10 protein-coding genes and 1 other RNA gene are annotated in these 14,031 nt (G+C 37.3%); all 11 read right to left on the bottom strand.

All coding sequences use genetic code 11. The features are described 5' to 3' along the window. Positions 1 to 21 precede the first annotated feature (21 nt). Positions 22 to 1,437 carry a UDP-N-acetylmuramoyl-L-alanine--D-glutamate ligase gene (gene murD, locus V3565_RS05490; RefSeq protein ID WP_455478180.1) on the bottom strand — a complete coding sequence of 472 codons (1,416 nt, stop codon included), beginning with the start codon at positions 1,435 to 1,437 and terminating at the stop codon, positions 22 to 24. 4 nt (positions 1,438 to 1,441) lie between these two features. After that, entirely contained in the window at positions 1,442 to 2,512 is a 1,071-nt protein-coding gene (gene mraY, locus V3565_RS05485; protein ID WP_455478179.1) for a phospho-N-acetylmuramoyl-pentapeptide-transferase, read from the bottom strand. A gap of 21 nt (positions 2,513 to 2,533) precedes the next feature. Continuing rightward, positions 2,534 to 3,967 (bottom strand): UDP-N-acetylmuramoyl-tripeptide--D-alanyl-D-alanine ligase, encoded by a 1,434-nt coding sequence (locus V3565_RS05480; protein WP_455478178.1) that lies wholly within the window; start codon positions 3,965 to 3,967, stop codon positions 2,534 to 2,536. Further along, a complete protein-coding gene (locus V3565_RS05475) occupies positions 3,964 to 5,415 on the bottom strand; it encodes a UDP-N-acetylmuramoyl-L-alanyl-D-glutamate--2,6-diaminopimelate ligase (RefSeq protein ID WP_455478177.1) in 1,452 nt (483 codons plus the stop codon). The genes V3565_RS05480 and V3565_RS05475 overlap by 4 nt, the downstream gene beginning before the upstream one ends. A gap of 21 nt (positions 5,416 to 5,436) precedes the next feature. Then, entirely contained in the window at positions 5,437 to 7,191 is a 1,755-nt protein-coding gene (locus V3565_RS05470; RefSeq protein WP_455478176.1) for a peptidoglycan D,D-transpeptidase FtsI family protein, read from the bottom strand. Beyond that, positions 7,188 to 7,574: a cell division protein FtsL gene (gene ftsL, locus V3565_RS05465; protein ID WP_455478175.1), complete on the bottom strand. Its 387-nt coding sequence runs from the start codon at positions 7,572 to 7,574 to the stop codon at positions 7,188 to 7,190. The genes V3565_RS05470 and ftsL overlap by 4 nt, the downstream gene beginning before the upstream one ends. Continuing rightward, positions 7,571 to 8,611: a 16S rRNA (cytosine(1402)-N(4))-methyltransferase RsmH gene (rsmH, locus tag V3565_RS05460; RefSeq protein WP_455478174.1), complete on the bottom strand. Its 1,041-nt coding sequence runs from the start codon at positions 8,609 to 8,611 to the stop codon at positions 7,571 to 7,573. The genes ftsL and rsmH overlap by 4 nt, the downstream gene beginning before the upstream one ends. 214 nt (positions 8,612 to 8,825) lie before the next feature. Next, an RNA gene (rnpB, locus tag V3565_RS05455) (RNase P RNA component class A) lies at positions 8,826 to 9,218 on the bottom strand. Positions 9,219 to 9,312: 94 nt separating this feature from the next. Continuing rightward, the gene (locus V3565_RS05450) at positions 9,313 to 9,825 is read right to left on the bottom strand and encodes a lytic transglycosylase domain-containing protein (RefSeq protein ID WP_455478173.1); all 513 of its coding nucleotides are present in this window, start codon (positions 9,823 to 9,825) and stop codon (positions 9,313 to 9,315) included. A gap of 754 nt (positions 9,826 to 10,579) precedes the next feature. Continuing rightward, positions 10,580 to 10,978, bottom strand: coding sequence for a hypothetical protein (locus V3565_RS05445; RefSeq protein ID WP_455478172.1), 399 nt, complete (start codon positions 10,976 to 10,978; stop codon positions 10,580 to 10,582). 1,256 nt (positions 10,979 to 12,234) lie between these two features. Then, complete coding sequence (ettA, locus tag V3565_RS05440; protein WP_455478171.1) at positions 12,235 to 13,884, bottom strand: energy-dependent translational throttle protein EttA; 1,650 nt, start codon at positions 13,882 to 13,884, stop codon at positions 12,235 to 12,237. Between the last annotated feature and the right edge of the window lie 147 nt (positions 13,885 to 14,031).

The raw sequence follows: 14,031 nt of genomic DNA, 5'->3' as shown, positions 1-14,031 counted from the left end.
TTCTGGAATGTTAACAAAAAATCATTTTTTCACAATTTCTGTTTCTTTTAACTGCATGACAAAAGAAACAAAAGCTTCCCCACGTACCTCATAATTTTTAAATTGATCATAACTTGCACAAGCTGGTGAAAAAAGAACAACTGCTTCCTTTGTTGCATGATTCATTGCATCAACAGCGGCCTCATACACCGCATTTTCTAAAGTCAAGCTCATAGAAAATGGAAAAGATGATCCGATAACACTGGAAAATTCCTCTGCCGAAGTTCCAATCAAATACGCTTTGCGAACTTTATGAAAAAATTTGCTAAGAATATTAATTCCACCTTCTTTCGCCTGTCCTCCAACAATCCAAAAAATGTCATTAAACGCAGAAAGTGCAGAAGCTGATGCATCTGCATTAGTAGCCTTACTATCATTAACAAATAACACTGACTGAATTTTACGTACCTGCTGCATACGATGTGCTAAACTTTTATAACTCTTTAAATATTTTTCTATACATGGATCCATAATTTCTAAGGCTTGCAATGTTGCCAATGCCATAATAGCATTTTGCGCGTTATGATCACCGCGTAATTCAGTCATATTGACCAAATCTGCAAGCACATAACGCTGACCATTGCGAACAGAAAAAAGTTTAGTTTTCTCTGCATAAAAACCATTTTCAATAGAGCGTTCCTTAGAAATTGCCTCGATTTGACAGCCTTCATGAATTAATTGCTGATAGATAACATGACTAGCTTCATCATCAACTGAAATAAAAGAACGAGAAGATCTAGCAACTAATTTTTTTTTAGTTTGTACATAATTTGCAAAGCTACCATGACGATCAATATGATCAGGTGTTAAATTCAATAAAAGACCGATGGTCGGCTTAATAGATGGCGCAAGATCTATCTGAAATGATGAACATTCAATAACATAAATACGGTTTTTAAGAAATGGCTTGAGCGTTAATATTGCAGTTCCAATATTTCCTCCCATCTGTACATCGTAGCCCATTTGTTCTAGAAGATGGACGAGTAAGGCTGTTGTTGTTGACTTCCCATTCGTACCCGTAATTGCAATAAACGGAATATCCCAATCACAAAAACCATAGTGCTGCAAAAAATGATTACGCGCACGCACGAATAATTCAATATCACCTATAATTTCTATACCTGCTTGACGCGCTTTCTTAACAACCCAATGAGGCTGAGGATAAGTTAGAGGAACACCAGGACTTAAAATTAATGCAGAAAATTCTGACCAGTCCTCATATTGAAGATCCTTCGTTGGAATATGCTCCTTATAAGCCACTTGCACACATGCAGAATTATCATCCCACGCCACAACTTCAGCACCACCACTGATCAAAGCCCGCGCAGCAGCTAATCCTGACTGTCTTAATCCAAACAGAGCAACTTTTTGACCTTTGTAACACTCAACAGAAATCAAAATCTCACCGCAATTTAAGTGTCGATAAACCAATCAAAGCAAGCACAATCGAAATAATCCAAAAGCGTATCACGACCTGACTTTCAGTCCAGCCCTTTTTTTCAAAATGATGGTGAATCGGTGCCATCAGAAACACCCGCTTTTTTGTTAATTTGAAATAACCAACCTGAATAACAACTGATAACCCTTCCAAAACAAAAAGGCCGCCAATAAGAGCTAGAATAATTTCATGCTTAGTTACTACAGCAACAACACCTAACAGCCCTCCAAGCGCTAACGAACCAGTATCTCCCATAAAAATAGCTGCCGGAGGTGCATTAAACCATAAAAATCCAAGACCCGCACCAACAACAGCTCCCAGTAAAACAGCTAATTCACCTGTTCCAGATACATAATGAATTTGTAGATAATCAGCAAAATTTATATTACCAGAAAGATAAGCAATCAGGGCAAACGATAGAGCAACAACCATCACAGGAACTATAGCAAGCCCATCAAGACCATCAGTTAAGTTAACTGCGTTACCAGTTCCTACTATCACAAAAGCAGAAAAAGGAAGAAAAAACCAGCTCAAATTAACAAAATAGTCCTTCACAAATGGCAAAGCTAGCCCTGGTGAGCCAACTTTTGAAATAATAAAAGCAGCAATTATTGCAATCAAAAACTCCAAACTTAAACGTGCTTTACCAGAAAAACCCTTTTCCGTTTGCTTTGTTACCTTAAGATAATCATCATAAAAACCGATCATCCCAAAAAAAAGCATCACAAATAACGATATCCAAAAATAAATATTTGATAAATTACACCACAGAAGCGCCGATACCACAATACCAGTTAAAATCATCAATCCACCCATAGTAGGTGTTCCAGCTTTTTTAAAATGCGTCTGAGGACCATCAGCACGTATCGGCTGTCCTTTCCCCTGCCGTAATTTAAGAGAAGCGATAATGCTAGGACCAAATAAAAATACAATTAGCCCTGATGTGAGCATAGCTGCTACAGTCCGAAAAGTAATATAACGAAAAACATTGACGCCTGGAAGCCAATCACTAAGCAAAGAAAAAAACAGCATCATGATCTAAAAAACCTATTAAAATTATAAAAAAATTCTTTCATAATTATCCAAAAATGCAGTCACAATATTCGATGAATAAACACTGTGAGATGATTTAACCATAATCAAATCTCCATCCGATATTTCTGAAAAAATAAGCGGCAAAATCTTTTTACTATTTTCAGCGTAGTGAACTTGGACAAAATCAGACAAATCGACAGTCAAAAACTTCATTGCTTCACCAAATAAAAAAACAGGATTAGCACCAGAAATACATATTGGCTTTACTAAATCACGATGAAATTTTTCACTATAATTTCCCAATTCAAGCATATCGCCCAAGACCGCAATACGCCGTCCATTTTTTCCTACTGGTCCTGTAGCAAGCAGATCAAGAGCAGCCTGCATGGAAGCAGGGTTGGCATTATAACTTTCATCAATCAAATGAAATACACCACCATTTTGCAAAGACAATCGATAGCAAATGCCACGACCTTTTGGGAGAGAGAAATGGCTCAGAGAAAGAGCAACACGTGCTAAATCTGCATCAAACACATCACAAGCAGCAAGAACACTTAAGCTATTTTGCACTATGTGGCGACCAGGAGCACCAATTTTAACAAACATATCATAGACAGAATCACAATCAGAAATGTGTACCATCATATGGGAAGAATCCATAAAAAGATTAATCGACTTTGCTTGATAATCAGCAAGATTACATTCACCAAAACTTAAAATCTTTTTTATACCACATTGCTTTGCTTTATAAACTAGATAAGAGAAGAAATCATCATCTGCATTTAAAATAGCAATACCCTCTCCATCTATCCCTTCAAAAATTTCAGCTTTTGCATCTGCAATTTCCGAAAGATTCTCGAAAAAACCCATGTGCCCAGCAGCAATACAGGTAATTAAAACCACATGAGGACTAATCAGCTTTACCAAAGGGCGAATCTCATCTTTATGATTCATCCCAATTTCAAAGATACCGTAATCACTATCTGCAGGCATCCGCGCCAAAGTCAGCGGTACACCCCAACAATTATTCAAAGAAGCAAGATTAGCATGAACCTTTCCAACAGTTCCAAGTGCTTGTTTTAGAATTTCCTTTGTTGTTGTTTTTCCAACAGAACCTGTTATAGCAATAATTTTTGCTTTTGAACGCTTACGTGCTGCTTTTGCAAGCTTTTCTAATGCCTGAAAAACATCAGAAACAACAATTAAGGGAAGAGCTAATTTTTTCATTTCAGATAAATGATCTTTTGAAATGACAATAGCTCCAGCACCTTTTTCATAAGCTGTTACAGCAAAATCATGACCATCAAAATAATCACCTTTAATACAAAAAAAAACATCACCTTTGACAAGAGTACGACTATCAATAGAGACCCCAGAAAAAGTTTCCGACACCCCCCCAATCGCAAAACCATTCATTGCAGCTAAGAGTGTCTCTTTACTCCACAAAATACTCATTGACGTCTTTCCTTTAAAGCAGAAAGCGCTTGCACATGATCTGAAAAAGGATATGTCTCATGCCCTATAATTTGACCATTTTCATGACCTTTTCCCGCTATAATCAATGTATCCCCAGCTTCAAGAAGCCCTATTGCATGAAAAATCGCTTCACTCCGATCTGCTATTTCTATTGCTCCCGGTGCCGCCTGTAAAATATCTCTTCTAATTTTCTCTGGAGCTTCAGTACGAGGATTATCATCAGTTACAATAACAATATCAGCCTTATTAACTGCAATCTTTCCCATTAAAGGTCTCTTCCCTTGATCACGATCACCACCACAACCAAAAACTAGAACTAAACGCCCCTGCGTAAAGGGACGAACAGAAAGTAATACCTGTTCCAAAGCTTCTGGTTTATGAGCATAATCTATATAAACAGGAGCATTATTTTCTGTCTTCCCAACCAATTCTAATCGACCAGGTGCACCTTGCAAAGTTTCAAGAGAATGAAAAACTTTATCAGGAGATACGCCAGTTGCAATTGCTAAACCCGCAGCCACAAGTGAATTAGCCACCTGAAAATCCCCAGCTAAAAGTAAGTCAAATGTATAAATATTATTTCCCATACGACATTCAACACGCTGTTTTGAACGTTGATGTTCAACACGATTAATTGTGATGAATTCTCCCTGACGCCCAATCGTTAGTACACGGCGGCGAACTTGTGTGACATAATCAATAACTTTTTGTGAATAGACGTCATCGGAAAAAATAACAGCAGGTGCATCTTGTGGTAAAAGCGTATCAAATAATCTCATTTTAGCACGCAAATAATCCTCTATGCATGCGTGATAATCCATATGATCACGCCCAAAATTAGTAAAAGCAGCAGCTGCTAATTGAACCCCATCAAGACGACTCTGATCAAGACCATGCGAAGAAGCTTCAAGAGCTACATGCGTTACACCTTCCTCAGTTATCTCATATAATAAACGCTGTAATATTACAGGATCAAAGGTCGTGAGAGACCCGTACTCATTGCGTTTGGGAGATACGACACCCACTGTCCCTATACTAGCTGCACAAAACCCAGCATATTTCCAAATTTGCTGAAGAAAAGATACAACAGACGTTTTGCCACTCGTACCTGTCACAGCTACTATAGTTTTAGGCTGGAAACCGTAAAAACGTGCCGCTGCTATAGCTAAACTATGACGGACATCAGAAACATGTAAAACTGGAACAGATAAATTCTCAGAAACAAAATTATAGTCTGTAACGATTACTCGTGCACCACGTTTTATCGCATCATTTATGTATTGTCTACCATCACTTTTATTCCCTTGGATAGCTACAAAAACATAGCCCGGCAATATTTGCCGCGAATCTGAACTTATTCCTGTAATTTCAATGAGGCTAAGACCATCATCTTTAATACATTCCGAAAACAATGTTCCAAGTAACATCACTACAAACCTATATTTATGTTAATTTTTCACCACTGTTTTAAATAATTTCATATCATTATTCTCACTTAAAATTGGCTCATACTCTTTCTTAAAATCTGGTTTTATTCCTAAAAAACTAGCCGAACGGTGAACAATATTAGCAAGCATCGGCCCTGCATTCATTGCTGCTGTTGCAGATTTTTTTCCATCTTCAGGTTGGGGTTCATCAATAATTGTTAAAATAACATAGGAAGGATTATCAATTGGAAAAGCAGCAAGAAAACTATTAAAATTTTTTGTTTTAGAATATTTGCCATTTTCAATTTTTTCAGCTGTTCCTGTCTTGCCACCAACGCGATAACCTTCTACTTTTGCACTGCGCCCAGAGCCGATATCACTATTTAATTTATAAAGATAGCGCATATCCTGACTTGTCTTAGCATGTAATACCTGTTTTACATATTTCAAATCTTGTACTTTTACACGCTTTAAAAATGTAGGAGCTATCAATTTACCACCATTCATTAAAGCAGCAGCACCTACCGCAGTTTGCAGGGGTGTTGTTGCCATACCATGTCCAAAAGAAATTGTCATAGAATGGATATCTTGCCAACGACGAGGCTCAACCGGATGAGCAACTTCAGGCAATTCTGTTATCATTCGATCAAGTAAGCCAAACTTTTTCAAAAAATCACGATGTCTGTCAATACCAATTTCCAGAGCCTCTTTGGCAGATCCAATGTTAGAGGAATAAACAAAAACTTCCCATAATGCTAAAGGACGATTTTTTCCATAAAAATCACGAATAAAATAGTTTTTACTGGCTTGAATGGGATGTGAAGCATCAATAACACTGTTCAAATGAAAAATACCTGAATCAAGTGCCATTGCGGTCGTAAAACTTTTAATGATAGATCCCATTTCAAAAGTTCCTGCAGTCATCCGATTTAATCGATCACTTTTTAAAGCATCAACAGGATTTCTAGGATCAAAATCAGGTATAGATGCCATAGCTAAGACTTCACCAGTGTGAATATTTAAAATAACTGCCCCTGCAGCAACTGCTTTATAACGCGTCATTGCTTTAACAAGTTCGTCATGCACAATTGTTTGAATACGAATATCAATTGAAAGCTGAACTGGCTTTAATGATGTTTCAGTTGCGAGACCAGTAGCACGCAAAACACTCAAGCCAGCATCATCAATATATTTTTCCATGCCCGCTATACCCTGATTATCAACGTTGACAATACCTAGAATATGCGAAGCTACACATCTACTTGGGTAAAAACGGCGTATCTCAGTACGAAAACCAATGCCCGGAATACCAAGTGCCATAATTTTTGCTTTTTGCATTGGCGTCAATCCACGCTGAATCCAAGAAAAACCTGTTTTCTTTTTTAAGCGCTTATACATTTCCTGCCAATTCAGATTGGGCAAAACTGTCGAAAGCAGTTCAATTGTTTCATCTACATCAATAATACGTCGAGGTTCAGCAAAAAGCGAATAAGTTTCAATATCTGTCGCCAATAAACGGCCATTACGATCAATAATATCAGGACGAGCTGCCAGCTGCAATGCTACCGGCCCTTTTGCTTCTTCAATTTGACCACCTTTAAACCCATAAAAGATAAGACAAGCCCCCACAGTGCAATAAAAAATGAAAAATATGAACAAAAAAAGATATAAAAATGGACGACTAAAATGTAGATGACAAATAGGAGATTCTTTAAAATTTAATAAGTGAGTTAAATTCTTTTTGTTTCGTAAAAATGGAAATAATCGTTTCGTCATCGCATACCTTTATGTGAAACATGATTATTGGCCAAAAAGTCTTTATTCTGTTTAATGGTATTTTGTTTAATCACTTCTTCGATTGAATCATATAAACGCATTGGAATATCTTCTAATTCAACAATTTGATGTGGTTCTATTATCTCTAAGTTAAGCTCCTTTTGATAACGTTTCGCGAGTCTTTGCATACGGGAAGGCTCTATCATCACAGCCCATTCAGCACGAAGCAAACTAACCATATTTTTTTCTTCAGCAATTTCACGTTCAAGACGACTAACTTCATTAACTCGTTTTTTAACATCATATTTTACCTTATAAGTGAAACCTGTCGTACAAATTATAACTATCACTAGAATTATATCCAATGTGCGAAAAACTTTCATTTCTTACTGCCTTCAAAACTGGCGATATCTGTTAGGCCAAACAATTTCATATCTGCAGCAAGACTGTTTACCTCTGTGCGCACACCAACACGCAATCTTGCAGAACGTGCACGAGGATTGCGTTGTAATTCTTCTTGATTTGCAGTTACTCCGCCTTTAAACAAAGGCAAAAACGTCGCTGAATCTTCTTCTATTTCAGGAAGATAACGTGATCCTCTACGTCTACCAGAACGAGCGGCAAAAAACCGCTTAACCATACGATCCTCAAGCGAATGAAAACTAACTACGCCTAAACGTCCCCCTGCCTTCAAAACGCGTTCAGCAGCAAATAAACCACATGCAAGTTCACCAAGCTCATTATTAACATACATGCGAAGAGCTTGAAATACACGTGTAGCAGGATGAATACGCTCTCTAGGATTACGACCTATTAGTGCTTCAATAGCATTAGAAAGATCGCATGTACGCAAAAAAGGACGTATACATCTACGTTTTTCAATCATCCGAGCAATTCGACCCGCGTAACGCTCCTCTCCTAATATTTTAAATATCCTAGTTAACTCACTGACTTTTAAACAATTCACAACATCTCCAGCTGTAAAACCAGTCTGAGACATGCGCATATCCAACGGACCATCTTTTTGAAAAGAAAATCCTCTTTCAGCTTCATCAAGCTGCATCGAAGATACACCAATATCCAAAATAACCGCATCTATCTTCTCTGCTACTACACAATCTAATTGTGAAAATGCCATTTGTACTAAACGAAGTCGTGGGAAAAATTCATCAACAAGAGATTGCCCCTCATGAATTGCATGAGGATCACGATCAAGAGCAATAACATCAGCACCCGCATCCAATAAAGCGCGCGTATAACCGCCGGCACCAAAGGTGCCATCAATTACCTTTGCCCCAACCAATGGTGCAAGCCCACTTAAAACCGGCTGCAATAACACTGGAATATGGCGCTCAGTTTTGTTACCATATTTTGTCAAAATAATCCGTCTTGATTTATGCTTCTCTAAATTAATCACCATCAATGGCAACTGATATAACCAAAACCTTAACTCTAATATCTCCAATAAAAGAAGAAGATGAAATTAAAATTCGGTTCAATGCATATATTGACGCATTATACTTAACGAAATGTTATTATTTTAAAAAACACTCTTTATTTTAAGTGTCTAACTAAAAACACAAAGCGCCATAGCACCCAATATAGTAAAAACTGTGTACAACACAGACCATATAGCGATCAGTCGGCCTATAAGCCGGGTTCTGTATAGTAAAGCTTACACTTTACATGGCAACCATTCATCTGGGACGGATGTTACCATCCGCCTCGTGCAACCTACCCAAATGACTCACCCGGAAACCGGCTGCAAGTTAAAACTTGCGCGTCATTTCTATTTGGTCTTGCTCCCGGTGGGGTTTACCTTGCCACATTCATTACTGAATGTGCGGTGGGCTCTTACCCCACCCTTTCACCCTTACCTAATATAAAATAGGCGGTTTACTTTCTGTGGCACTTTCCCTAGGGTCACCCCCGCCGGGTGTTACCCGGCACCGTTTTTCCATGGAGCCCGGACTTTCCTCACTTGCATCTTTGATATATCAAACAAGCGCGGCTGCCCAGCCGACTGACACATCACTTATAAAATATTTTTTATTACGTGAAAATATCACTTTCAAAATTTTTTAAAATCTAACGAAGATGATGAATTTTCTCCACAAAACATTATCGTTTGAATGAAGCGAGATAAGTTTTAACTTTTAAGCAATATTTTGCTGAAATGGAATTCATTTTTTTTGCAGCATGACCTGCATTATACTTAAGAATTGTACCACACGTATTGCCTCCACTTAGTTTGTGCGCTTGTGCCAAATAACGCATACCATATTCAAGATTTATCGCGGGATCGTAAAGATCTTGCACAGAACCATTAAACCCTAGCAATCGCGCAGTAGATGGTTTAATTTGCATTAATCCTATTTCTCCAGCAGCTCCTTTTGTACGAGCCTTGTAACTGCTCTCAACACGTACAACAGCGTGCGCCAAATTAACTGGAACATTATACTTAGTTGCAAATTTCTTAATAAGAAATTCATAAGGACGATTAGGAACTTTAGAAGTAATAATTGCTGAATCTTCACTTGAATCTGAAACAGATAATACTGCATGAGATAAACTTATGTAAAACACAAAGAATATAGTAAATATTATATTTAAACCGACTTTCAAAAATTGCATTCTCTTTCTCTTTATTTAAGACGTTCTTAAATCACAGACACAAAAATTTTGCAGATGCTGCAGATACATTGTAAATAGAAAAAAAGCTAAAAATCGGCACAAAAATGGAAATATTAAGATAATTTTAGGATAACTTTTTATACCAGAAGAGAATCCCACACGGGTTTAATGTATATGCTTAAATTTCACAGAATATAAAAAGTAACAAAACATAGTAAAGACTTTAACATACTACATCAAACGATACAATATATGGATTTTTGCTGCATATGCTACACTACAAACTTATAGATGATAAAAATAACATTATAAAATCACTGTTATGTTTCACGTACAGTGGATAAATTTGTATGTATATAAATCGCTATATATAATAGCAAAAGTTAACATCATTCCCCTTTGATACTATTTTAAACTCATCCTAACTGCTCACTACAATCAATAACCTTGGAAAAAGAACAGCACAATAAATATATACTAATTTTTGATTTTTTTGGAAAATTCTATTAAAGAATTGGCATAAATAACCTGAATACTAATCGAACTAAAATTCGTTTTGCGCATTCCCTCAAAGTATTTCAAGATTACACACCACAAACACAGCATCCAGATACATCGTTTGCAGAATATTTTTACATGTTTGCATGATACACAATAAGAAGATATCTTAAAATCTGTAAAGAATAGAAATACAGTAACTTTCTTGATAAACTGTAGAAATATAATTCCTTAAACAGTTATGCAGAAAAAATGACTAAAAATAAGTATTAACAATAGAAGGATGAAAAATCGCTTTTGATACAGCTGTAGCGACAGCCTCACCAAACTTCCGCGCACGCTCACAATCCTGACCGTTCGCAGAAGCGGCAGCAACAGCGTCTTTACGCGCCATATCAATCAACGCCTTCTTTTGCTGAAGATTCATTGTAGAGAGATTTTCTATAACATCCGGAAAAGATACTGCTAACCTTTCTAAAAATACTTCTTGCACCACATCAAGAAATGCCTCTTCTGTTACAGAATCTGGATGAGAAAAAGATGTCTTATCAAATACAAGATGATAAACCTCCATTCCCCGAGAAATAAACAAGCTGGCAGCAAACAGAAAAAACATAAATAAAATCAGAACAACACGGCGCCAGCAAAATACCATCACTTCCTACCCTTAAAAAGGCGGTATATTCGAGATACGCACCCCTTATACAATATTCCCCAAAACCCTAATAAAGAATAACTCATCTAATCATCGACGGCAATACGTTAATATTACCTATCAAACAACTCCTGATGCCCTTCTTTATCTCATATACGGTATACAACAACAGACGCTAATATTTTCAAATATCCCACATACAAGACTACATCAAATTTTAATACCCCCCAAAAAACCCGACTGAGAAAACTCTCAGTCGGGCCAGACGATCCAAGGGATCCACGCGGGGGGGGGAGGAGGCTCCCTGATCGTCTTCTTGCATCAACCACTAAGATAGCCGATGCAATATTCTTGCTATGAAATAAAATACTCCAAACGACAAGGAATTCTTATCATATTGCACGCAAAAAAATATAAAAAGGTCATAAATTGTTTAAAAATGGAAAAATTTAGGCAAAAAACATTTAAAATGATCCAATTTGAAGCACCCTTATTTCAAAGCATATAATGGGCATTTTTGCCATTCATCATTCTTCTAGCAAAATACTTTCCAGAATGTGACTTGCAACACACGACAAATGACGCTTACACATTGTTGCAACACATCTTATAAAAACATACTACCCCTTTCTTTTTATTCAAAACTGTTTTTAACTATCTATCAAACATACCAAATATGTCGCTAATATCCTATCAATCTTTAAAAAAGCCAAGACAGCAAATATCGTAGTATTTTTATTCACAAAACCACGACAAAGTCCTGAATGTAACTTTCTTTTTGACAACATTCAATCAATAATACTGTACAATGAATGCAAATACGTAATCTATGCAATTGTAACTAAATTTTCTTTTTTGATACGTGTGCTTTACCGCCAATATAGATGGTTATCTAGATTTATGAAAATAAAAGCATCTGTTTGCATCTATTCTGGTGGCTCTACGTTTCAACAACAGAAAAAATGAATAACTGCTGGAGACGCCATATCACCTTAGTAAACAGAGTACTCTTCCTGTAAATCCGTAGCATTACATAAAATAATTACTGCCTTCCCTCACAATTTCATAAGCGAAAATTGGCTGCATATATATACGATTACTCACTTCAAGAAAGGTGTGTTAAGAAGTTTGAATTCTTTTTTGTCCAGAAACGATTAAAGAGAGCCTTATAGCATAGTGTATAATTCCACTAACAAAAAACAGATAATCAAACATTATGGACACTTTTTCAGTAAAACTAATCTGAACAAATAATACTAACGTGTAAGAGGCTTATAACTTACACGCCTAAAATTGACAGCATCTTGGCCGAGACGACGAGCTTTATCAGCCTCATATTCTGCAAAATTACCCTCAAACCATTCCACGTGACCATTCCCTTCAAAAGCCAAAATATGAGTTGCCAATCGATCAAGAAACATACGATCATGCGATATAATAACCGCACAACCAGCAAAATTTTCTAGAGCATCTTCCAATGCACCTAACGTTTCTGTATCCAAGTCGTTTGTCGGTTCATCAAGAAGAAGAACATTACCACCCCCTTTTAAAAGCTTGGCCAAATGTACGCGATTACGTTGCCCTCCAGACAAATTTGCAACCTTTTGCTGTTGGTCTGCACCTTTGAAATTAAATGCACTACAATAAGCGCGACTGTTCATCTCATGTTTACCTAACTTAATAACGTCATTGCCGCCAGAAATTTCCTCCCAAACAGTTTTATCACCTGATAACGAATCACGACTCTGATCAACGTAACTCATATGCACTGTTTCCCCAACGCGAATTTGACCTGAATCCGGCTGTTCTTGCCCTGTTAACATTTTAAACAAAGTCGATTTTCCCATACCATTGGCACCAATAACCCCAACAATCCCACCAGCAGGAAGCTTAAAAGAAAGGGAGTCAATCAACACACGATCATCATATGCTTTAGATAAATTATCAACTTCAATGACAAGTTGCCCCAATCTTTCACCAATAGGAATAATGATTTGTGCTTCTCCAGGACGGCGATCATGAGCAGCCTGCACCAACTCATCATAAGCCTTAATCCGAGCTTTTGACTTCGCCTGCCGCCCTTTTGGGCTGGAAGCTATCCACTCTTGCTCACGTGACAACACGCGCTGAAGAGCAGCCTTCTCACGACCTTCTTGCGCCATACGCTTAGCTTTAGCGCTTAAATAAGCAGAATAATTTCCCTCATAAGGAATACCTTTACCGCGATCTAATTCTAAAATCCATCCCGTTACATTATCAAGAAAATAACGGTCATGCGTAACCAAAAGTACCGCACCAGAATATTCACGCAAATGCTTTTCGAGCCAAGCTGTAGTCTCAGCATCTAAATGGTTTGTTGGTTCATCCAAAAGTAACAAATCGGGTTTTGATAAAAGCAATCGACAAAGTGCAACACGTCGCTTCTCTCCTCCAGAAAGCGAAGCCACATCTTGATTTCCTAGTGGACAAGCAAGAGCAGACATAGCCATTTCTACTTGATTTTCTAAATCCCAAAGATTCTGACTGTCAATGATATCTTGAAGCTGCGCGCTTTCATCAGCTGTTTCTTCACTATAATTCATCATCAATTCGTTATAACGCTCTATAATTGCCTGCTTATCAGCAACGCCTTCCATTACATTACCACGCACATCTTTGCTTGTATTAAGAATAGGCTCTTGTGGTAGATAGCCACAACGTGCTCCCTCAGAAAGCCATGCCTCTCCTGTATATTCCTTATCTAGACCTGCCATAATACGTAAAATTGTTGATTTACCTGCACCATTCGGCCCCAAAATCCCAATTTTTGCATCTGGATAAAAAGACAGATGAATATTTTCTAAAATTTTCTTATTGCCATGAATTTTGTTAAGTCCAGCCATGTGATAGATAAATTGACGTGCCATAAACTTCTCTTTATGATATTGCGCAGTAACTAGCAATTATAAGGTTAGGATTGTAAAGAAAATTGCTTTCTCTCTTCTTAAACTCCAAGATTGAGCAATGTTTTCATTGTCTTCAGAGCTTTTCACTCTATACTGATACATTTCTTC

The sequence above is a fragment of the Bartonella sp. B10 genome (assembly GCF_053794435.1).
The sequence above is the reverse complement of the archived record's forward strand: the minus strand, read 5'-3'. Positions and strand labels throughout refer to the sequence as shown.

Coding starts and splice junctions, on each gene's coding strand:
- V3565_RS05470 (WP_455478176.1), bottom strand. CDS start 7,191: ATGACGAAACGATTATTTCCATTTTTACGAAACAAAAAGAATTTAACT.
- V3565_RS05475 (WP_455478177.1), bottom strand. CDS start 5,415: ATGTTACTTGGAACATTGTTTTCGGAATGTATTAAAGATGATGGTCTT.
- mraY (WP_455478179.1), bottom strand. CDS start 2,512: ATGATGCTGTTTTTTTCTTTGCTTAGTGATTGGCTTCCAGGCGTCAAT.
- V3565_RS05445 (WP_455478172.1), bottom strand. CDS start 10,978: ATGGTATTTTGCTGGCGCCGTGTTGTTCTGATTTTATTTATGTTTTTT.
- V3565_RS05480 (WP_455478178.1), bottom strand. CDS start 3,967: ATGAGTATTTTGTGGAGTAAAGAGACACTCTTAGCTGCAATGAATGGT.
- ftsL (WP_455478175.1), bottom strand. CDS start 7,574: ATGAAAGTTTTTCGCACATTGGATATAATTCTAGTGATAGTTATAATT.
- ettA (WP_455478171.1), bottom strand. CDS start 13,884: ATGGCACGTCAATTTATCTATCACATGGCTGGACTTAACAAAATTCAT.
- V3565_RS05450 (WP_455478173.1), bottom strand. CDS start 9,825: ATGCAATTTTTGAAAGTCGGTTTAAATATAATATTTACTATATTCTTT.
- rsmH (WP_455478174.1), bottom strand. CDS start 8,611: ATGGTGATTAATTTAGAGAAGCATAAATCAAGACGGATTATTTTGACA.